The sequence below is a fragment of the Brevibacillus gelatini genome, from assembly GCF_003710935.1.
In the GTDB taxonomy this organism is placed as follows: Bacteria; Bacillota; Bacilli; order Brevibacillales; family Brevibacillaceae; genus Brevibacillus; species Brevibacillus gelatini.
In genome coordinates this window covers 1-20022 of sequence record NZ_RHHS01000019.1, presented here as the reverse complement: position 1 = coordinate 20022, position 20022 = coordinate 1, and the positions used below count along the sequence as shown (strand labels likewise).

Below are 20022 nucleotides of genomic sequence, written 5' to 3'. Positions count from 1 at the left end.
GATGTACGCTGTAGAACCCGATTTGTTTCAGGCTGTTTCCGAATGCGCTCACCGTTTTCAAGGGGAGATCGAATTGTTGGCAAAGCGGCACGCCCTTACGATTGAGGGAGGACTTCCGGCTCTTGAGCTGCAGGTTCAACCGCAATGCCAGGCTCTTTTGGAGTACAACTTGTGGGGAGAAGCGGGACTCGTCGCAATCCACGGCAAATTAAGCTTGCGGGATGGGGTCAAAAAAGATTCGTTTTCCGTCATGATGAAATTTTCGTTGTCTCACGATCCGGATTTGGACATGGATGGCAAGAAGCAGCGCATTGAGGAGATTTTGTACGGGGAAGCCGACCTGTTCTGGAACATTCCCCCTGCGGGGCATGTGGGACATGTCGAGCTGACGCTTCGGTTTTCGTATCAGCCTGGCTCCGGGCGACTCGGCGAATATGTGCGCAGTGTTTTGGGCATCGTAACCGGAAAGATGATGGCTGCCTAACGGCTTATATGGTAAAAAATGGCTCTCCGTCACTGGAGGGCTATTTTTCGTTCGCGGCAGGGCAGCGTTTGGAGAAAAAGGAGGAAGAATCTGTCTATGCGTTTGTTCGTGGCACTGGACATTCCCGAAGAGGCTGTCCACTACATATCGGATGTACAGGCGCAGCTGAAATCGGAGGTGCGGGCCGACAGATGGCAGCCGCTGCACAATCTTCATTTGACGCTGCATTTTCTCGGCGAGGTCGACGAATCTCTCATCCCGGACATCTGTCGGGACATGGACATCGTCAGTGCGATTATCGAGCCGTTTCAGCTGCGCATCGGCGGCTTCGGGGCGTTTCCCCATGCCGAGCATCCCCGTGTGCTCTGGCTCGGCCTGCGCGGCCAGACGAATGCGCTCAAGCAGCTTCACCTGCTTTTGGGCAGACGTTTTGAGCTGCATCAGGGGGTGTCGTACGATCGCAAGCGCTATCGCCCCCACATCACACTTGCCCGTGGACCGCAAGCACCTGCGGAGGGGCTGCCGCTTTCCGACTGGAACGAGCGCTATTTGGCAGGCGACGCGCCGCGCTGGAAGGTGCGGCATGTCCATCTGTACCGCTCGGAGCTTTTGCCGGAAGGAGCTGTGCATACGATTATCCATACGAGCACGTTTGCGAAAGATCACAGCAAAAAACAAGCTGTACCTGAATAGACTAAGGAAAGGATCAGGCAAAGCTTTCCAGAAAGCGGTGGAAAACGGATGGGTGAGTTCACGACCGGCATTCTTTATCCACGAAAATACGAACCGAAAGTGCTGATTGCCTTGTCCAAGTCTTCGCAACCGTACTTTCACAGAAACATCAATAACGACTGGAACGCATTTTTCCTGCAGGATGAGTGGATTGAAACCTCCGCGACGCTTGAGTTTTTGCTGGCGCTGTCGAAGCAATTCGTGCCGCTGCTTTGGTTTCACGACGCAGAAGACAATGGCTGGGGGTTTCGTCTGTTCGACGCTGGCTATGAAGTCTCTTCGGGGACGATCAGCTATTCCCTGGATGTGGAGATGGCAGAGGCCGAGTTCGGCAGACTTTATCCGGAGATTGACCTGCAGGAAGAGATAACAGACAGCGAGGACGTTCGGCAAAAGTATGAAGACATACTGGACCGGGTTGTGCGTTCGGAGTTGTATCGGCGAGAGGTAGGCAAAGGAATTACGCGAATCAGGCCGCAGTCCTTCAGTCGGTTCGTGGGACCAAAACAGGTGCAGCAGTTGCGCTCGCTGTTTGATTTGCAACTGCTGACAAATGTAGACGAAGAAACCGGAGCTTCCCTCTTGTACGATTCTGTTGATCTGTTCAAGGAGATTTTAGGAATCGAGGAAATGGTGTGGGTAAACTACGCCTATTTGGCAAGTGGGGGCAGGGAGTAGAAAACAGAGAGGGCGGGATGATACTCCCGCTCTTTTTTTGTGCAAGGGCCCATATAAAAAACCAGTACAATGGGGACGTACTGGTTTTCGCGCAAGGCATGTCCTACACTTTTTTCCATTGGCCAAAAATTTCATCAATGTCCAGCAGCAAAATCAGTTTGTCTTCCAGGCGGGCAATTCCTTGCAAATATTTGCCCTCTACGCCAGCGACAATCGGCGGTGCCGGTTCGATCAGATGCTGCGGAATGTTCATGACTTCGGATACTGCGTCGACGACGATGCCGATATTGAGCCCTTCCAGCTGCAAGTCGACAAAGCGGGTGTCATCCGTCTGGGCAATCGGCTCCAGGCCGAACATTTTACGCAGGTTCACGATGGGCAAAATCCGTCCGCGCAGGTCAATGACCCCTTCTACATACACAGGCGACTTCGGGAACCGGGTGATGGGCAGTGGCTTGATAATCTCGCGCACCAATGCAATGGAGAGCCCGTAATACTCGCTTCCCATTTTAAACAAAATCGATTGGGACGTCGCCGCTTCTGCCTCCCAATCCGTACCGTTGCTTCGTTTGGTCAGTTCCATCTGTACACTTCCTCCCGGATCGCTTTCCTATGTCTTTACCCATATTGTACCATGGGCAAACCTGTTCGAAGCCAATTTTCTTCGGATAAAAAGGCATAATAGAAAACGAACAGACCAGCAAGCTTTGGGCTCGTCAGTCTGTTCGTCTGTTTTTTGCGGGCCGCACGTTTAGGGCTCGCGCAGGTCGTTGAGCGAGATTCCTTGCTCCAGGGCGAAGTCGAAATCATCCACATCGTAAAATTGAACAGGTACGATATATTCCAAAATCCGATCCTGAAAATCGGGCTGGTCTGTGAGCAGCGGGACTTCAAAGCGTACGGACGTCAGCAGGAGCTGCGTCTCGACGGGATCAAAAATTTCTCCCCACATGGCGTTGTCCTCCACCTTGATGACCGTCAGTGTCACGCCGTTCGGAAAGGTGAAAGGAACCTTGGACCAGGGGGCAATCAGTCCTTTTTCCAGTCGCTTGCGGTTGAACGGATCGGCAAAAAACTGGCTCATTTCCTTCATGACCCGGCGAACGTGCTGATCGTCACCGGAGTAGGGCATGATTGGTTCAGGACTCTGGATAAATTCGTCCAATTCATAGATTGTCGATGCGGGTATCAGATATTCTACCGGTTGCGATGGAACCATCAACTCCCCGTAGATAGCCAACATGATCGCTTCAATAACGAATTGTTTCGACATTTCGACAACCCTCCTCGTTATCATCATACTGAAATCGCCCAGTGACAACAAGTGCGGACAAGGCTGGGAGTGCAGACTGTTTTTTGCCTGTGACCTGGAAGTGCCAGATTTTACGCAAAAGGAAACGGAGGAAATTTCATTGTTCGATCCAAGTTTTTACTCTTCGCTGTTGCTCATTATTACCATTAATATCGTCTTGAGCGGAGACAATGCCGTCGTCATCGCCATTGCCTGCCGCAAGCTGCCTGTCGCGCAGCAAAAAAAGGCGATCATCTGGGGGACGATGCTCGCTGTCATCGTCCGGGTCATCGCCACGATCCTTGCGGTGTACTTGCTGCAAATCCCGTACCTGTACCTGATTGGCGGGCTGATTTTGCTGTGGATCAGCTACAGGCTGCTGCGGGAGGAAGACGGGCAGGAGGAAGTTGCCGCGAGCGAGGATATGGTGCAGGCGGTAAAAACGATTGTGCTGGCCGACGTCATGATGGGGCTGGACAACGTCCTCGCCATCGCAGGAGCGGCCCAGGGCAATATCTTCCTCATTGTGATCGGGCTGCTGATTAGCGTGCCCTTGATGGTATTTGGCAGCCAGTTGATTTTGCGCATCATGGAACGGTTCGCCTGGCTCGTCTATGTCGGGGCTGGCGTGCTTGCCCTTGCCGCAGCCAACATGATTTTCACAGAGGATGCGGTCCGGGAATGGATCGCCCCGGCGCCTTGGCTGGTGATGTTGTTCAAGGCCGTGTTGGTCGGCGCAGTTTTGCTGCTCGGGTATTGGCAGCGTTCGCATGTTAAGGCGCGGTGACAAGTCGCGTGGCGGGAGCGGGAAAGCCTTTTGCCCGTTTCCGTCCAGGGAAGAGAAAAATTTCAGAATAAACTTTATATTTGTTGACAAGCCCTCTTTTTATTTTATATGATTGTAAAAATTGGAAAAGTATAGGATTAGCTGAGGAGAGATGAGAGCATGTCTTTGACGGAACAGAGTAAAAAGGGATATTTCGGCGAATTCGGAGGGAGCTTTGTTCCTCCCGCACTGCAGGAAGTATTGGATTACCTGGCCGAGCAGTTTGAAACGTACAAGGACGATCCGGCATTTCATGAAGAGTTCCGGTATTACCTGAGGGAATACGTAGGTCGGGAAAATCCGCTGACGTATGCCCGGCATTTGACGGAAAAGCTGGGCGGCGCGAAAATTTACCTGAAACGCGAAGATTTGAACCACACAGGTGCCCATAAAATCAACAACGTCATCGGGCAAATTTTGCTTGCCAAGCGGATGGGCGCCCACCGGATCATTGCCGAAACAGGAGCGGGACAGCACGGGGTGGCTACCGCGACAGCGTGCGCGATGTTTGGCATGGACTGCACGATTTACATGGGTGAGGAAGATACAAAGCGCCAGTCCCTGAACGTGTTTCGGATGGAGCTGTTAGGGGCTAAAGTGGTGCCGGTGTCCAAAGGGCAGGGCCGATTGAAGGACGCGGTAGACGAAGCGTTGAACGACCTGGTGCAAAACTATCAAAATACGTTCTACCTGCTGGGCTCTGCGGTAGGGCCGCATCCATTCCCGACGATGGTCAAGCACTTCCAGGCGATCATCAGCGAGGAATCCAAGCGCCAGATTTTGGAGAAGGAAGGGCGGCTGCCTGACGCCGTTATCGCCGCTGTTGGTGGAGGGAGCAATGCGATCGGTGCGTTTGCCCATTACATCGACGAGCCTTCCGTGCGCTTGATCGGGGTGGAGCCGGATCAGGCCCCGACCTTGACCGAAGGAGTTCCGGCCGTCATTCACGGCTTCAAATGTCTCGTGCTGCTCGATGAACAGGGAGAGCCGAAGAAAACGTACTCGATTGCAGCAGGTCTGGACTATCCCGGCATCGGTCCGGAGCACAGCCATCTCAAAACGAGCGGACGCGCGGAATATTACACGGTGACGAACGAAGAAGTGTTGGACGCTTTTCAGGAGCTGTCCCGTTCGGAAGGAATCATACCTGCCCTGGAGAGCGCCCATGCCATTGCCTACGCACTGAAGCTCGCTCCGACGCTATCGCGGGATCAGATTGTGATTGTCAACCTGTCGGGTCGCGGAGACAAAGACGTCGAGCAAGTGTATCGCCTGTTGCGTGAATAGTACAAAAAAACAGCAGCCTTCCTTCTCGTGGAATGGCTGCTGTTTTCAAGTCGGGCGTCCTTACAGTGTTCGGACAATCGTTACGGTCATCCAATCTTTGTCGTACAGGTTGATTTCAAACGGTGTCGCAACCTCCGATCCATCTTCGTTGGTCAGGATGCGAATCGTCGGCCGGTTGACGGCAATCGGGTTGACCCGCGAGACGACTCCTGTATGTCCCGAACTGAGCAGGACAGTGGAAGAAATGGGGAAAACAGCAACGTGCTGCAGGAACAGCTTGAGCAGATCGAGATCAAAATACGTATTCCCCGAAGCGAACAAATACTCGGTGGCCTCAGAGGGGGAATATTTTTTGCGAAAAGGGCGCGGCGAGATCAGCGCGTCGTAGACATCCGCAATCGCGACAATTCGCGCGTACTCGTGGATGTCCTTGCCACAGAGACGGCGCGGATAGCCTGTCCCGTTGTACCGCTCGTGATGCTGCAGCGCACAGTGCGCGGAAACAACGGAAATATTGTTTTGGTTGCGCAGGATGTTGAAGCCCTCTTCGGTGTGGTATTGCAGGCGCTGGCGCTCTTCGGCTGTCAGCTCTTTGCGCAAGCTCCACAACTCTTTTGGCACCTGGGTCATCCCGATGTCAAACAGCAAGGCACCGATACCCAGTTCCATCAACTGCTGCTGGTTGTAGCCTTTCGCCAGGCCAACTACGCCGGCAAGCACAGCGACGTTGACGGCATGGTGAAAAAAATAGCCGTCCATGACGTGGAGATTGGACAAATTGACAAGGACTTCTTTCCTGCTGCTCAAGTCATGCAAAATCTCTCGAAATACCTTTTGAAAAGTAATTCCAAAATCAGGGAGGGAGGTGCGGCGTTTAATCTGAGGTTGGTCCATCAGGGTAGTCATCGTCCTGTAAACCGCATCGACTGCCTCTTTGCGCGTCTCATCACGAATGACTTCTTCCGGGATAATATCATCTGTACGCTTGTCCTGAATGTAGATGGTATCAATTCCTAACTTTTTGAGCCGCTCGATGTAGCGTTCTGTCAGTTCCACGCCCATTCCGAGCAGAATGTTGCCATTTTCCTGATAAATGCTTTTGGCAATGACATCTCCCGGCTTAACTGAAGTAATATGTAATTTTCTCACAACGGAAGCCCCAGTCCTTTGTCGATAGAATAGAATTAGAATTAGTGCTGATTTCCTGTGGATTGCTTAGTTCAATTCTACCATATGGAATGTCTGGGGCACTACTGCTTGTCGTTACTTCTTGAAAAATGTCGATTGCCTTTGATTCAAGCTCTTATTGTTCAGCCGCCCGGTCGGAGCGGGTAAACCAGCGAAACGGATTCAACGACCAGCGGGGTTCGTAGCGGGCGTAACGCTCCTTGCGTCGGGTCAGGCGCTGCTGCATCAAATCCATTTCAAAGGTGACGCGGCGCATCTCCAGACGAAGCGATTCCTGCTTTTCTTCGATGTCGGCGATTTTTTGCAAAATAGCCGATTGCATGTTGTTCAACGAAGACAGTTGGGCCAGCTCCTGCTGGAACTTCAGCAGTGTTTCTTGCACGGCGAGCTCCATTTCTTTCATGCCTGCTTCCAAACTGTTTCCCTGACTGAGTGTTACGGCTGCTTCTTCTGCACTGGAATATTCTCCGGCAGCCAGCATTTCTTCGGACAGACGTCCTTCATCTATGAGCTGTCGCTGAATTTCCTTGAGCGAGTTGTTTCCGTTATCTTTGCGTTCCTTCACTTCTTTCAAGAGGGCAAAGCCCGCTTCGCTAATCAAATAGTGACCCTGCGGATTTTTCAGACGTTCCTTTGCGGGCACGAACAAGTCCAGCCAGTTGCGCAGCGTACGTACGTGTACGTCAAGGCGATCAGCTACCTCTTTCGAAGCCATCCAAACTTGTACATCCATCCCGAATCACTCCTTTTTTCCCCTGGGTATTCCCGGTGGACTCATTATAGCACCATTTTTTCCGGGCAAAAGAGAATCGACAAAGGTTCTAAAAAGTAGTGGGATTTCGTCTGTTTCGGACAGGCCCTCCGTTTTTTGTCATTCCGTCACGAATCGGCAAATTGTTTTTGGCTCACTCATATTGACCCGGACAGGCGCGTACATATGGAGGGAATACACGTCTCCATACTCATGCGGGATGAGGAGAGGACCGTATGCTGCCACTTTACTTCTGGATTGTTTTGCTGGCGGCAGCGCTTGCCAGCTGTGTCGGCGGGCTTTTGCTGTGTCTTCGCGCCTGGTCGCGCAAAGCGCTGTTCGCCATGATTAGCGCAGGAGCCGGATTGCTGCTGGCGATTACGATGCTGGATTTGCTGCCGCATGTCATTCAGGGGGAAAGCCTGAGAATGATGCCGTTTGTGCTTGTAGGCTTTGCCGTGCTGTTTGCCATGGAGCTGCTCGGAAAATCAGCCGGAGGGGAATTTGGCTCGCCAAGCGTAATCGGCGTGCTCGGCGGCTTTTTGCTGCACGCTTTTGTCGAAGGGGTGTCGCTTTTGGCAAGCTTGAAGGTGGATGCCGAGATCGGGGTGTCCGTCCTGCTGGCGATGCTTTTGCATAAAATTCCCGATGGAGTTACGGTCGCCTCGCTCATGCTCGCCGCTACGAACTCCCGGAAAAAAGCGCTGTGGGGGGCGACTTCGCTCGGAATGGCCACGATTGCCGGAGCTTGCAGCTTCGGGGTTGCCGAGCGTTATTTTTCGCCGGACTGGTCGAGCGTCATGCTCGCGATGACGACCGGGATTTTTTTGTACGTGTCCGCAAGCCACCTCGTTCCTTATATCGTGCAGGCGAGGCGGGCAGAATACGGCGTTTACTTTTTTGGCGCGGTGCTGGTCTATATCGTGCTGTCTGCCTTCATCCATGCCCATCATCTGCACGCATAAACAGGGACGCTCCTTGCCAGCCTAAGAAAAGACTGGAAGGCACCACGATGAAAGGAGCATGGGAAAATATGAATCAGCCTGATCTACATTCGCTCGATGAAACAGCGCAGGGGAGGACAGAGTTCCCGGTCATGGGAACTTCGCTGAATCCGTTTGACGAAGCGTGGGCGACTTTTGCTTCGGCCCGGCCGCTGGCGGAACAGGATGGCGTTACCGAATAACAACCGGAAAGCCGTGTCGAAAGATAGCGTTTCGTGCTCTTTTCTCGCGTTCCTCTACTAACAAAGAACAAGATCGGTTATAATGGCGGGGAATAGTTTGGGAAGGAGCGAATACATAATGAATACACTGATGCAAGGTAAAAATATCGTAATCATGGGTGTAGCGAACCACCGCAGCATTGCTTGGGGAATTGCGCAATCTTTGCACAAGGCAGGAGCGAACCTGATCTTTACCTATCAAGGCGAGCGTCTGCGCGAAAACGTGGCAGAGCTGGCCGCAAAGCTGGGCAAGGAATCGCTCTTGGTCAACTGCGACGTAACCAAGGATGAAGAAGTGGAAGCGGCATTTGCGACGATCCGCGAAAAAGTGGGCGTCATTCACGGCGTGGCGCACTGCATCGCGTTTGCGAAAACAGAGGAACTGGAAGGCGAATACATCAACACGTCCCGTGACGGCTACGCACTTGCGCAAGACATCAGCGCGTATTCGCTGGTGGCGGTTGCTCGCGCAGCTCGTCCGTTGATGACAGAAGGCGGCAGCATCGTGACCTTGACTTATCTGGGCGGCGAGCGCGTCGTGCAAAACTACAACGTCATGGGCGTGGCAAAAGCGGCCTTGGATGCATCGGTACGCTACCTCGCAAACGATCTCGGCAAGGAAAACATTCGCGTCAACGCGATTTCCGCAGGGCCGATCCGTACCCTGGCGGCAAAAGGCATCCGCAATTTCAACGCCGTTTTGAAAGAGATCGAAGAAAAAGCGCCGCTGCGCCGGACGATTGACCAGTCCGAAGTAGGCGATACCGCGCTCTTCCTGTTCAGCAACCTGTCCAGAGGCATTACGGGCGAGATTTTGCACGTAGACGCCGGATACAGCATCATCGGCGGCTAATCGGCCAGGCTAAAGCTTTTTGCGCCCATACGGCTCATCCGAATGAATGACAGGCTCCCTTTGCTCGCATACTAACCAAAATGCGAGGAAGGGAGCCTGTTTTATGTTTCCACTGATTACGAACATGGAAGAGTTTTTGCTGCACATGGGCGGCAGCTATCCGTACTTACCGGCCCATTTCGCTGATGAAACGGGAGGGGCGGGTCTTGCGTCCGAAGCGCTCCCGGGGGATGCCGATGCACAGGCTGCGGCGGGCCCGCGTGATCGCCACGTATAGCAGGCGGCGTTCTTCTTCCAGGGCCGTCGTTTTGCCTTTGCGCAGCTCGTCCAGCGTGTACTCGTGCGGGAGAGCGCCTTCCACCAGATCAGGCAGGAAGACGTGATCGTACTCCAGCCCTTTTGCCCGATGAATACTCAATACATGCACAGCTTCATCCGGGAGTGGCCGCATCGTGCGCCACTCTTTTTCCTGTCTGCTCATCTGCTCGATGTAGGCCAAAAAGTCGCGGATCGTCGCGTGGCGCTTGGCGGCAGAGAGAATTTGCTGCAGCTCGTCACTCCAGCGTTCCCGGCCATCTTCCCGGTCACGCACCCGCTTTTTCACATATTCGCGGAGCTTGCCGTCCTCGTAAATCAGCTCCAGCGCCTGGGCGGGAGGGCAGTCCTTGCAGGCGGCGAGAATGTCGTTGATCGCTTGCATATGCTTGCGCTGGTAGGGCTTGAGCTGGGGCAGATGCGGGAGGATGTGCAGGATCGGCTTGTCCTCCAGAATTGCCTGGCTGCGCACGGCATTCCAGGCATCGCCGGAGATGTAGAGCGTCGGTAAAATTTCTTTTAACGCGTCCGTATCGTCCGGATTGAGCGCCAGCCGCAAGTAATGCAGCGTCCAGCGAACGGTCTGGCGCTGGTAAAACGACTCTTCCTCCTGCGTGTAATGAAACGGAATGCCTGCCTCGCTCAGCCGCTCCAGGATCGGCCGGGCCGACTCGTTCGTGCGGAATAGCACCGCGCACTCGCCCAATGCCGTTCCTTGCTCGCGCCGATGCACGATTTCATCCACGATCCGGGAGGCCTGTTCCTCTTCGTCGTCCGGTTCAAACAAAAACGTGTCGCCTTCTTCGTGGTGGAACGACCGGCACACTTTTTCCCAGCGAGAGCGGTTGTGGCCGATGAGCGAATAGCCGAGACTGACGATGGCAGAGCGGGAGCGGTAGTTGACTTCCAGTGTAATCGTGGAAGCCTGCGGAAAATCTTTGGTGAAGCCCAATATGTACTTGGGATCACTGCCGCGAAAGCCGTAGATCGACTGGTCATCATCGCCGATGACGCACAGGTTGTTTTGCGGTGCGGCGAGCAGCTTGACCGTTTCGTACTGGATGCGGTTAATATCCTGAAACTCGTCGATCATGACGTGGGTGATCCGCTCCTGGTAGCGCTTTAGCAGGTCGGGATTGTCACGCAGCAGCTCGTAGCAGCCGAGCAGCATGTCGTCGAAATCAAACCATTGATGCTTTTTTTTCGCGGCCTCGTAGAGCGGGTAAAGCTGGGCTGCCCGTTTTTCCGCGTCGGTCGCAACCTCGCGAAAAGCCGCTTCCTGCGGGAGAATGTATTCGTTTTTCCAGCGGCTGACGATGCTGAGCGCTTCCGTGATGTCCGCTTCTTTCAGCGCCATAAGCTCGTCATGGCCGAGCAACGCTCCCGTTTCGCGCAGCAGCCGCCACTTTTGCCAGTCTTTTTTCAAAAGCCGCTGTTGATCCCAGTCATTCGGATGATGGTGCAGCAGCATGCGGTAAAAAATGCTGTGGAATGTTCCGGCGATCAGCTCGCGAGCCTGGCCGGACGGCAACTGTCGGGCGATGCGCTGGCGGATTTCCTCGGCGGCTTTGGTCGTAAAGGTCACGACCATGATGCGTTTTGGCTCGACGCCCAAATCTTTGATGAGATGAGCGGTGCGGGCTGTCATGACCCGCGTCTTGCCGCTGCCCGCTCCGGCAAGGATCAGAAGCGGCCCGTCCGTCGTCTGTACGGCTTGCTGCTGGGTAGGATGAAGCGGCTGGTCCAGTTGCTGTTCGGCCAAGTGCGCAATCGTCTTTTTCGGCATGAACCGTTTGCGAAAGACCGGGGGCTTTGGCGGAGGCGGGGCAGGTGTCACCGCGCTGCCAATCGCCCTTTTTTTCGGCAAGCGGAAGGAGCCGATCATCACCGCATCTTCTTCCTGTTTATGGGCAGCAGGCTCGTCTGGTGTTTGCGCCGGAGCCTGGTCGGTTGCAGCAATCTCGTCCAAAGCTTGCAGCCACTCCGGGGAAGCAGAGCTGTCTTGGGCCAAAAGCGGACAGTCGACACCATCCGGATGGGCGAAGTACGGCTCAAAGCTGATCCCGGCAATCAGGCGAAGCTCGGCGGAACAGGCTGGACAGCGAACCTTGCCCTGCCTGGCTGCCATGCGCCAGAACGGTATGCGGCTGTAAGTCTCGGGCTGCAACCGGATAGGTTTGTTGTCTAGTAACGCATAGTTCATGATGACACCTCGATCAAGCAGCTTCTTTGTCAAAAGTCAAAAGCGCGCGGCGGAAACAAGAAGTGCCCCCTGGCGGCAGGGGACACTTGCCAAAAAAGTCGTTCTTTACGATTGGGCGTGCAGCAAAATCGTATCGTCGGGCACGGAGGGCGAATCCTCCTTGTCTGGCTGGGTGATCGCTACACGTGTGATCCGATGGTTTTCCAGCTCGCTGATTGTGAACAGGTAGCCATGGTACATGACCGATTTTCCCAGGGTGACTTCCTCGCTTAGCTGGCTGTAGAGCCAACCGGCTATCGTATCAACTTCATCGGAGACGATCTCAATCGTCAGAAAATCGTTCAATTCGGTCAAGAGCATTTTGCCGGAAACTGAGAGGGCGTTGCTTGCGCTTTCTTCAATTTCCGGGCGCTCGTTCTCATCGAATTCGTCCTGGATCTCGCCGACAATTTCTTCCAGAATATCCTCCATGGTCAAAATGCCCGCTGTTCCGCCGTACTCGTCAATCACGATGGCGATTTGCGAGCGGCGTTTTTGCATCAGGCGCAACACGCTGCTGATCTCCATCGATTCCGGTACCGTGAGCAGCGGTCGGAGAAAATCTTTCAGCTCGGCTTTCCCGGTCGTCAGCGCCGACAGGAAAAAGTCGGACGTATGAACGAAGCCGATCAGCGTGTCTTTGTCTTCGTGCGCGACAGGGAAGCGCGAATGGCGGGACTTTCGGATGATTTGGAGATTTTCATCAAATGTATTGTCATCGTACAGGCAGACCATATCAATGCGCGGGATCATAATTTCCCGGGCAAGGCGTTCGGAAAACTCGAACACATTGTCCACCAGGGCCATTTCCGTCTGGTCGATGTGGCCGCTCTTGTGGCTCTGATTGACGAGCAGCCGAATTTCTTCCTCGGTATGGGCCGGATCGTGTTCCGCCGCAGGCTCGATGCCCAAGCGCCGGATGAACAGATTGGCCGCACCGTTTAAAAACCAGATGAGCGGATAGCTGAGCTTGTAAAATAACATGAGCGGAGCAGCCGTCCACAGAGAGAGTGCCTCTGCTTTTTGGATCGCAAGCGACTTCGGCGCAAGCTCCCCGAACACGATATGCAAAAAGGTGATGATGGCAAACGCAATGGCAAGCGAAACGGGCCCAACCATATAGGACGGGAATTGGAAATAGGCCATGACGGGTTCGACGTAATGGGCGATTGCAGGCTCACCAACCCAGCCTAGTCCAAGCGATGCCAGCGTGATGCCGAGCTGGCAGGCGGATAAATAGGCGTCGAGCTCGCGAGTGACCTTTTGCGCGTAGTGGGCACGCTTGTTGTTGCCTTCACTGACGAGCTGGGCCAGACGCGTTTGGCGAACTTTTACCAACGAGAATTCTGCTGCGACGAAGAAGCCGTTCAGAAGGACCAAAAACACCACGAGCAGCAGATTCAGCGTAATCTCCCCGATCGGACTCTCCAAGCGCACCTCCAGCCTCCCGCGGTGCGAAAGGTGGAGAATTCACCTCCGTAACGCTAAGTGTATTTTAAATGTACGAACAAAAATGGCGAAACATTCGCAGCTTCCTTGTTACAGGTAAGTATACCAACAGGTCAACCGAACAGTCAAAACGTTCCGATTTGCTCCGGCGCATTTTGCCTATTGGCAGGACATACGCGAACGGGTCTTTTCATACACATAAGCGAGCAGTTGTCCAGGGGAGGGGAGGCGCGTGTACTGGCTGCAAAAAAGTGTCGCGATCATCACGGGCAGTGTGCTCGTTGCCATCGGCGTCAACCTGTTTTTGGTGCCGCACCGTCTCATGGACGGGGGAATGATCGGGATCGGGCTTCTCGCCACGTATTACATGCAATGGCCGCCCGGGATGGTGATGTTGTTTGTCAGTATCCCGGTTTACGCCCTCGTCTTTTTTTATGACCGCAGGCTGTTTTTCCACAGCTTTCACGGAATGCTGATCTCTTCGTTTTTTATTGATGTACTCTCGGATTTGCGCGGTTTCAACAGCTTTTCGACGTCCGTATCATCTGTGACGGGCGGCGTGTTGATCGGGATGGGCGTTGGACTGATGCTCGCTTTTGAAACAAACACAGGCGGAACGGATCTGTTGGCGCAATTTTTGGCGAGACGCTTTCGCATATCGGTGGCGCTGTTGATCTTCGCCATCGACGGGCTGATCGTCATCTGCTCGCTGCATACGATCGGACTGGAGCGCACCGTTTTTTCGCTTGTGACGATCAGCGCGGTAGCGGTGACGACACACATGTTCAGCGGGCTTGGACGGCCGAAGCCTCCGTATACGATCATCGGCCCGCTCGCTTCCTTGTATAAAAGAAACCGGGAGATCGGCAGCCAGGGCAGGGGAAGCGGACATTTTGGAGAAAATAAATAGGAAAAGGATGAAATGAGGGACAACATGTGTCTGCCTATCTACCCCAAATGATAACCGAACGGGTCGGTTTTTTTCCCGGTCCCGTCAACATCGGCCTGGTCATCGGCAACAGCGGAGCCATTCTGATCGACTCCGGACTGGAGGCGCAAACCGCCAAGAAAATCAAAAAAGGGCTGGATGCCATTGCCCAGCCCTTGTGTGCGATCATTCAAACACACGCCCATGCTGACCACTTCGGAGGAAACGCCTACCTGCTCGGTTGCTGGCCCGAAGCCAAAGTGTACGCGCCACCGCTGGAAGAAGCCATCATGCGCTATCCGATTCTGGAGCCCATTTATTTGAACATGGGAGCAGAACCGCTTGCGGAGCTGAAAAACAAGTTTTTGCTGGCGCAAGCTTCCCGGGTGGATCACCTCCTTCCAATAGAAGGGATGCTGGAAATCGACGGTGTGTCTTTCACGGTCCTTTCGCTGCCGGGGCACAGCTATCAGCAGGTTGGACTGATCTGCGAGGATATTTGCTTTGCCGCGGACAGTTATTTGGGGGAAGAAGTATTGGAAAAGCACAAGCTGCCGTTTCTCGTCGATGCACATGAGACGATGAACAGTTTGCGCAAGCTCCTTTCGACCGAATGCAAAGGGTATTTGCCTGGTCATGGTGCGTACACCACCTCCGCTCAAGGTGCGGTGCACAAAAATATGGAGTGGCATGAACGGATTTACTCCGTCATCGAAGACATTTTACGTGAGGAGCGCGGACTGGAAGACGCTTTCGTCCTTCTGTGCGAGCGATTGGGCATTTCCATCGAGAACGCTACAAGCTACGCCCTGTTCCGGACGGCCTTCATGGGTTATCTCGTCGGTCTGGCAAAAGAGAAGAGAGTGGCTTATCGGTTTGCTGCAAACAGATGGCTATGGAGCACGGTTCAGGATGGAGCGGAGGGAGAAGAAAGGTAATCGGCAATCTCGGCCAGCTTGTGTTCGGCTGCCTCCCGAACGGATTTCGGTATGAAGAAAATTTCTTCCGAGGCGTTCATGTAAAATTTCGCTTCCAGATACGGATGACCCAGCTTGACAGTCATCTCGCCCTTGCCTGTTGACGAGTGGGTGAGATTGGTGGGAATGCGCAGAAAATACGTGCGGCTGCTGGCAGAATCGTACATGACGACATCATACGTGGGCATGCCATCCCCGCCTGATCGGTGAAACCCCTGCTGTCTGAGCATTTTGTCGACATAGGAGAGTGGCTGCACGACACCGGTCAGGGTCTTGTTTTTTAACCGCATGGACATCCTCCTTGGCTCAACCTGTGTGAAAATTCGGGTTTGATACCATCCTATGAGCGGTGTGCGGAATTCAGACGTGGAGAAAAAGAAAAGAAGGAGTGGAAGCAACATGCGCAAACAGGCAGACTTACATACGCATACAAAGGCGTCAGACGGCACCTGCGAGCCTGCGGAAAACGTGCGCCTGGCAAAAGAGGCTGGACTGGCTGCACTCGCCATTACGGACCACGATACGGTGGCAGGCGTCGCCGAAGCAATCGAGGCGGGAGCGCAGCACGGCGTGGAGGTCATTCCGGGGGTGGAGGTAAGCTCGGTCGGAAATGGCCAGGACATCCACGTACTCGGCTATTTTGTGCCATACGAGGATCAGGCATTTCAGGAGCGGCTGGTGAGCTTGCGCGAGACACGCCATCAGCGCAACCAACTGCTGATCGCCCGCCTGCAGGAACTCGGCATTCCGATCACACTGGAAAACGTCTACCGCCGCAAGCAGGGGACGGACAAAAACATCGGCCGTCCACACATCGCCGAGGAGTTGGTCGAGCTTGGCGTCGTCGCCACGATTCAGGAAGCGTTCGACAAGTACCTGGGCAAAGGAGCGGCGGCTTACGTCAACCCTCCGCGCATCACGCCGCAGGAAGCGATCACGCTGATTAAGGAGGCAGGCGGCGTAGCCGTGCTTGCCCATCCGGGGCTGTACGACGATGACGAACTGGTGCGCGAGTTGATCGCATTCGGGCTGGACGGGATCGAAGTGAACCACCCGGACAACGACGAATTGCAAAAGCTGCGCTACAGCAAATGGGCAACAGAACATGGCCTCATCATGACAGGCGGCTCGGATTTTCACGGCTGGCGCGGCGAGGAGCCATTTCACGCCATGCTCGGCTCCCATACGGCGTCGCTGGATGCAGTAGAGCAACTGCGTGAAGTGGCGCGGAGACGAAAGTGGGAAAAGGTTTAGTTGCCCGGAAGTGAGAAGGAGCAAGGCAGCAAGGCTCATGATTCGATGATGTAAAAGGTGATGGCTTGCCAAGGTAACTGGCTCGATCGCGACAACGAATCAGAGCCGGCAAAGCCTGTTGTCTCACGAAAAGGAAGGGGCTGTCCAAAAAGGGCGGTTTCACCATCAGAAACATGCCGATAGCAACATTTCAGACAGACAAAAGGGGCGTCTCGAAGTCGAAATAGCGACTTTTGAGACGCCCCTGGCTGGCTCAGCCTCCGCTTCCAGCATGAAGGAGGACGGACGGCGAGACGAAACGTTTTTGCGTTTTTGCGATCCGGCTGGCTTTGCGCTTGCAGGCACAGACTTGTTAGCGCAAGGCCTTGACCATGGCGATATGCTCGATACCAGCTTCATCGAAAACATCGCCATGCGGCTCGTAGCCAAGCTTTTCATAAAAACGCTGTGCGTGCGTCTGGGCATTCAGCTTGAGATTGGCATAGCCGAGCTCCGTTGCCGCTTGCTCCATGGCGATCATGATCTGGCGTCCGAGTCCGGTGCCGCGCTCGCTTTTGAGTACCGCCACGCGCTCGACTTTTCCCACGCCGGGCGCATATGGCCGCAAGCGGCTTGCCCCGACGGGCTGTTGCTCGTTATACGCGACAAAATGAATGGTGCCGCTCTCCGGCTGGTCATGCTCGTCAATCTCCAGCTCGGCAGGCACCTTTTGCTCATCAATGAACACCGCTTTGCGCACGGCGAGAGCATCCTGCAATTGTTTGTCAGAGCTTGCTTTTTGGATGACATAGGATGGTTGCTTCATGATGGACACGTCCTTTTCTACTTGCCTTGCCGTAAAAAGTTGCCGAAAAAAGATTCCTCCCGGCAAGCCAATGCTTACGGGGAGGGCGATCCTTTTGCTTTATTTTTTCAGGAGGAAAGTCTGGTACACGCTCCAGATGCCATCCTCCAGCTGATAGATCAGGTGGAAGCGGTCAATTTCGCTCGTCAAGTCGATTTTTGCCATGCTCAATTGTCCTGTTACATCCCGCAGCTCATCGTCGGACAGGTCGCGCCCGATGGTCAGATGCGGTACGTACGCATAGGTTTCTTTTTCCGCCACACACTGGTTCACGATCTTTTCGTGCAGAGCGGTAAACGGGTCTTTATTTTGCACGGCCAAATAAATGACGTTTGTGGTTGGATGGAAAGTAGACACCCGGTGGAAATGAGCAGTAAAGCTTTCGGTAGAGGAGGCAACCTGCTCCAGATGGCTTACCAGCTCTGGCAGCTTGGTTTCTTCAAGGTTAAAGGCTTCTTTCAAGCGGATATATGGAGGTACCAATGCGTATGTCGGGTCATAGCGCTTCCGGTAAGAGTTGGCCACTTCTTGCACTTTGCTGGATGGAAAGATCACAATACTATACATCATGAGAACCACTCCTCCTTGCTATCTATATTATATATGCTTTACAAGAGACTATTTTAACAGAAAATTCTTCATTTGTGTAAAGTTATGCGCCGAACCGTATATTCTGGCCGCGTCGGGAAACACTGTGTAGTGCAAGGAGGTGCCGCACTGCATGTACACGGCCATGATGATTACATTCATTTTTCTCGTCTTGCTCCTGCTGGCAGTGCTGACCTTCACCATTTTGTCGGCGATTCGCAAAGGAGAGTTCGAAGAAGCTTTCGTTTCGCCCTTAAAGGATGAAGGCCCGCAAGAAGAACAGCCACGGTAAGTTTACCCGTAAAGCGTACGCAGCATACCCGGCAGATTCCGCTGCCAGTGGCCCCACGTATGGTCACCCTCGAATGTTTCGTAGAAGAGGGTGGCCTTTTTCGTCTGCAAAATGGTTCGCAGTTCCTCGTTGGCCGCATACAGGTTCAGGACGCCGCGAGAAGAGTTCACAGCAGTTTCTTTTGTCCCGATTTCCAGATAAAACGTCTGCGGCACTGTCAGCTCAGCTTCCGCGACACGGCGGTTCAACTGTTCGTCCATGGCCCCCGACTGGCAAGCCACCTGGCCAAACGTATGCGGGTAAGCCAGCGCCGTAAACAGGGAGACGACGCCACCGAGCGATTCCCCAAGCAAGGTTCGCCCGTTGCCGAGCGGGTGCGTGGAATAGTGCGAATCCACGAAGCTGACGACTTCATCGGCGAGGAAGCGGGTGTAGGCGAGATGCTCCTTGCCGTCCGGATGGTAGCGGTCAAAACGCTTTGTTTTTTCGACAGGAAGAAAAACGGCAATCAGATCGGGCAACTCTTTGTCCCCGATCATCCGGTCCAGCAAGGTCGCCATTCGGCCCATGGCCAAATAATCGTCGCCATCCTGCACGTAGAGGACCGGGTAGGAGTAGAGCGGTGAATAGCGTGTAGGGGTGTAGACAATCAGTTTTTCCGGCGTTCCCAGATGCCGGCTGTCCAAGACGATTTCCTCAAGAGCCACAGCGGTGTCCTCCTTATGGATGTTTGCACAAAAATCATTATACAGGAGAGCGCATGGACTGCCCAATGCTTTCGTGTTGCGCGACCACGAAAAAGGCGGTCAGCTTGTGGCAAAGCGCTTTTTGCATGCCTTTTTCGCAAGCGGCGGGAAGGTTGCTCGCATGTTCTTTGGGCGAAAGATTGTCGCAATTTTGTCACCGTGTGATACTATGGTAGGAAACGACTTCACTTGATTTGTGGAAGGGGTTGTCTCTTATATGAAGAAGCAAGTACACAGCATCGAAGTCAGAAACGCTGCTCTCAATCGCCTGGCAGAACGTGGCGTCACGGTGGAGGACATCGCGGAGATCGTCTATCTCATGCAGTCTCCGTACCATCCCGGCCTGACCATGGAGCCATGCATCGAGAGTGTGAAAGCTGTCCTGGAAAAAAGGGAAATGCAGCACGCTATTCTGGTGGGCATTGAGTTGGATACGCTGGCGGAAAAAGGGCTTTTGTCCGAACCGCTCCAGTCGATCATCGCCACAGACGAAGGCCTGTTCGGTTGCGACGAGACACTGGCTTTGGGGTCGGTCTTCGGATACGGCAGCATCGCCGTCACCACCTTCGGGCATCTGGACAAACATAAAGTCGGCGTCATCAAAAAACTGGATACCAAGTCGTCAGAAGGCCGCGTACACACATTCCTCGACGACCTGGTCGCAAGTGTGGCAGCAAACGCCTCCAGCCGGATGGCTCATCGCATGCGGGATGAGCAGGAAGCGGAGCTGGAGCGCGCGGAAGGAGAAGCGTTGAAAACCGAACTGCGCGTGGAGGACGAAGGAAAAGGGACGGAGCAAGCAGGGTAGGGTAGCAGGGAAGGCTGTGGGATGTAATGGCTTTAATTGTTAGCTATCTATGTATTGTAGCTATCTATTTAACTAGATAGTGTGAGGCGTTTATTTGCCGAGGTTTTTTCTGATTTGCCGTTTTTCCGTTTGCCACGGAAGCTGTGGGAAAAGAGATTGTGTTGGATGAGCGAGAGTCATTTTTTCGTTGGTGCTGTTTCCATGCTTGGGTTCGCTGCTGTTTGGGGGAGCGGAGTCGGAGGGTGGGGAGAGTAGCGGCGGGGG

23 protein-coding genes are annotated in these 20022 nt (G+C 54.0%); 13 read left to right on the top strand and 10 right to left on the bottom strand.

Annotated elements, in window-relative coordinates:
• The first annotated feature begins 1 nt into the window (after window position 1).
• The 3 genes from EDM57_RS08895 to EDM57_RS08885 all read left to right on the top strand — a co-directional run bounded on the left by EDM57_RS08895 (window position 2) and on the right by EDM57_RS08885 (window position 1894).
• Entirely contained in the window at window positions 2–484 is a 483-nt protein-coding gene (locus tag EDM57_RS08895) for a hypothetical protein (protein ID WP_122904419.1), read from the top strand.
• Window positions 485–580: 96 nt separating this feature from the next.
• Complete coding sequence (gene thpR, locus EDM57_RS08890) at window positions 581–1177, top strand: RNA 2',3'-cyclic phosphodiesterase (RefSeq protein WP_122904418.1); 597 nt, start codon at window positions 581–583, stop codon at window positions 1175–1177.
• A 48-nt stretch (window positions 1178–1225) separates the two neighbouring features.
• Window positions 1226–1894, top strand: a complete 669-nt coding sequence (locus tag EDM57_RS08885) for a hypothetical protein (RefSeq protein ID WP_122904417.1) — start codon at window positions 1226–1228, stop codon at window positions 1892–1894.
• A 103-nt stretch (window positions 1895–1997) separates the two neighbouring features.
• On the opposite strand, the gene EDM57_RS08880 is transcribed toward EDM57_RS08885, so the two are convergent.
• Together EDM57_RS08880 and EDM57_RS08875 are read right to left on the bottom strand one after the other, a co-directional pair.
• Window positions 1998–2477, bottom strand: coding sequence for a chemotaxis protein CheW (locus EDM57_RS08880; protein ID WP_122904416.1), 480 nt, complete (start codon window positions 2475–2477; stop codon window positions 1998–2000).
• A 168-nt stretch (window positions 2478–2645) separates the two neighbouring features.
• A complete protein-coding gene (locus EDM57_RS08875; RefSeq protein WP_122904415.1) occupies window positions 2646–3167 on the bottom strand; it encodes an ADP-heptose synthase in 522 nt (173 codons plus the stop codon).
• 139 nt (window positions 3168–3306) lie between these two features.
• On the opposite strand from EDM57_RS08875, the gene EDM57_RS08870 reads away from it, so the two are divergent.
• Together EDM57_RS08870 and trpB are read left to right on the top strand one after the other, a co-directional pair.
• On the top strand, window positions 3307–3972 hold the full coding sequence (locus tag EDM57_RS08870) for a TerC family protein (RefSeq protein ID WP_122904446.1): 666 nt from the start codon (window positions 3307–3309) through the stop codon (window positions 3970–3972).
• A 159-nt stretch (window positions 3973–4131) separates the two neighbouring features.
• Window positions 4132–5298, top strand: coding sequence for a tryptophan synthase subunit beta (gene trpB, locus EDM57_RS08865; protein ID WP_122904414.1), 1167 nt, complete (start codon window positions 4132–4134; stop codon window positions 5296–5298).
• A gap of 60 nt (window positions 5299–5358) precedes the next feature.
• Here trpB and EDM57_RS08860 read toward each other — a convergent pair whose 3' ends face one another.
• Together EDM57_RS08860 and EDM57_RS08855 are read right to left on the bottom strand one after the other, a co-directional pair.
• A complete protein-coding gene (locus tag EDM57_RS08860) occupies window positions 5359–6447 on the bottom strand; it encodes an HD-GYP domain-containing protein (protein ID WP_122904413.1) in 1089 nt (362 codons plus the stop codon).
• Between the two features lie 154 nt (window positions 6448–6601).
• Window positions 6602–7219 (bottom strand): MerR family transcriptional regulator, encoded by a 618-nt coding sequence (locus EDM57_RS08855; protein WP_122904412.1) that lies wholly within the window; start codon window positions 7217–7219, stop codon window positions 6602–6604.
• A 254-nt stretch (window positions 7220–7473) separates the two neighbouring features.
• Between EDM57_RS08855 and EDM57_RS08850 the strand changes: the two genes are divergently transcribed.
• The 3 genes from EDM57_RS08850 (at window position 7474) to fabI (ending at window position 9315) form a co-directional block, all read left to right on the top strand.
• Window positions 7474–8202: a ZIP family metal transporter gene (locus EDM57_RS08850; protein ID WP_122904411.1), complete on the top strand. Its 729-nt coding sequence runs from the start codon at window positions 7474–7476 to the stop codon at window positions 8200–8202.
• Between the two features lie 47 nt (window positions 8203–8249).
• Window positions 8250–8423 (top strand): hypothetical protein, encoded by a 174-nt coding sequence (locus tag EDM57_RS23265; protein WP_170163416.1) that lies wholly within the window; start codon window positions 8250–8252, stop codon window positions 8421–8423.
• Between the two features lie 118 nt (window positions 8424–8541).
• Window positions 8542–9315: an enoyl-ACP reductase FabI gene (fabI, locus tag EDM57_RS08845; RefSeq protein WP_122904410.1), complete on the top strand. Its 774-nt coding sequence runs from the start codon at window positions 8542–8544 to the stop codon at window positions 9313–9315.
• A 166-nt stretch (window positions 9316–9481) separates the two neighbouring features.
• Here the strand turns inward: fabI and EDM57_RS08840 are convergent, their stop codons facing one another.
• Together EDM57_RS08840 and EDM57_RS08835 are read right to left on the bottom strand one after the other, a co-directional pair.
• Window positions 9482–11833 carry a UvrD-helicase domain-containing protein gene (locus tag EDM57_RS08840; RefSeq protein ID WP_122904445.1) on the bottom strand — a complete coding sequence of 784 codons (2352 nt, stop codon included), beginning with the start codon at window positions 11831–11833 and terminating at the stop codon, window positions 9482–9484.
• 105 nt (window positions 11834–11938) lie between these two features.
• Complete coding sequence (locus tag EDM57_RS08835; protein WP_122904409.1) at window positions 11939–13309, bottom strand: hemolysin family protein; 1371 nt, start codon at window positions 13307–13309, stop codon at window positions 11939–11941.
• 244 nt (window positions 13310–13553) lie between these two features.
• Between EDM57_RS08835 and EDM57_RS08830 the strand changes: the two genes are divergently transcribed.
• Window positions 13554–14231 (top strand): YitT family protein, encoded by a 678-nt coding sequence (locus tag EDM57_RS08830; protein ID WP_246005773.1) that lies wholly within the window; start codon window positions 13554–13556, stop codon window positions 14229–14231.
• A 47-nt stretch (window positions 14232–14278) separates the two neighbouring features.
• Window positions 14279–15187 carry an MBL fold metallo-hydrolase gene (locus EDM57_RS08825; protein ID WP_122904408.1) on the top strand — a complete coding sequence of 303 codons (909 nt, stop codon included), beginning with the start codon at window positions 14279–14281 and terminating at the stop codon, window positions 15185–15187.
• Here EDM57_RS08825 and EDM57_RS08820 read toward each other — a convergent pair.
• Window positions 15157–15516: a YugN family protein gene (locus tag EDM57_RS08820; protein ID WP_122904407.1), complete on the bottom strand. Its 360-nt coding sequence runs from the start codon at window positions 15514–15516 to the stop codon at window positions 15157–15159. The genes EDM57_RS08825 and EDM57_RS08820 overlap by 31 nt on opposite strands.
• Window positions 15517–15625: 109 nt before the next feature.
• Between EDM57_RS08820 and EDM57_RS08815 the strand changes: the two genes are divergently transcribed.
• Window positions 15626–16480: a PHP domain-containing protein gene (locus EDM57_RS08815; RefSeq protein WP_122904406.1), complete on the top strand. Its 855-nt coding sequence runs from the start codon at window positions 15626–15628 to the stop codon at window positions 16478–16480.
• A gap of 352 nt (window positions 16481–16832) precedes the next feature.
• On the opposite strand, the gene EDM57_RS08810 is transcribed toward EDM57_RS08815, so the two are convergent.
• Together EDM57_RS08810 and EDM57_RS08805 are read right to left on the bottom strand one after the other, a co-directional pair.
• The gene (locus EDM57_RS08810) at window positions 16833–17285 is read right to left on the bottom strand and encodes a GNAT family N-acetyltransferase (RefSeq protein ID WP_122904405.1); all 453 of its coding nucleotides are present in this window, start codon (window positions 17283–17285) and stop codon (window positions 16833–16835) included.
• 99 nt (window positions 17286–17384) lie between these two features.
• Entirely contained in the window at window positions 17385–17894 is a 510-nt protein-coding gene (locus tag EDM57_RS08805) for a YjcG family protein (RefSeq protein WP_122904404.1), read from the bottom strand.
• A 151-nt stretch (window positions 17895–18045) separates the two neighbouring features.
• Between EDM57_RS08805 and EDM57_RS23260 the strand changes: the two genes are divergently transcribed.
• On the top strand, window positions 18046–18204 hold the full coding sequence (locus tag EDM57_RS23260) for a hypothetical protein (protein ID WP_170163417.1): 159 nt from the start codon (window positions 18046–18048) through the stop codon (window positions 18202–18204).
• 2 nt (window positions 18205–18206) lie between these two features.
• On the opposite strand, the gene EDM57_RS08800 is transcribed toward EDM57_RS23260, so the two are convergent.
• Complete coding sequence (locus EDM57_RS08800) at window positions 18207–18911, bottom strand: alpha/beta hydrolase (protein WP_122904403.1); 705 nt, start codon at window positions 18909–18911, stop codon at window positions 18207–18209.
• Between the two features lie 256 nt (window positions 18912–19167).
• Between EDM57_RS08800 and EDM57_RS08795 the strand changes: the two genes are divergently transcribed.
• Window positions 19168–19758: a phosphatidylglycerophosphatase A family protein gene (locus tag EDM57_RS08795; RefSeq protein ID WP_122904402.1), complete on the top strand. Its 591-nt coding sequence runs from the start codon at window positions 19168–19170 to the stop codon at window positions 19756–19758.
• The last annotated feature ends 264 nt before the right edge of the window (window positions 19759–20022 follow it).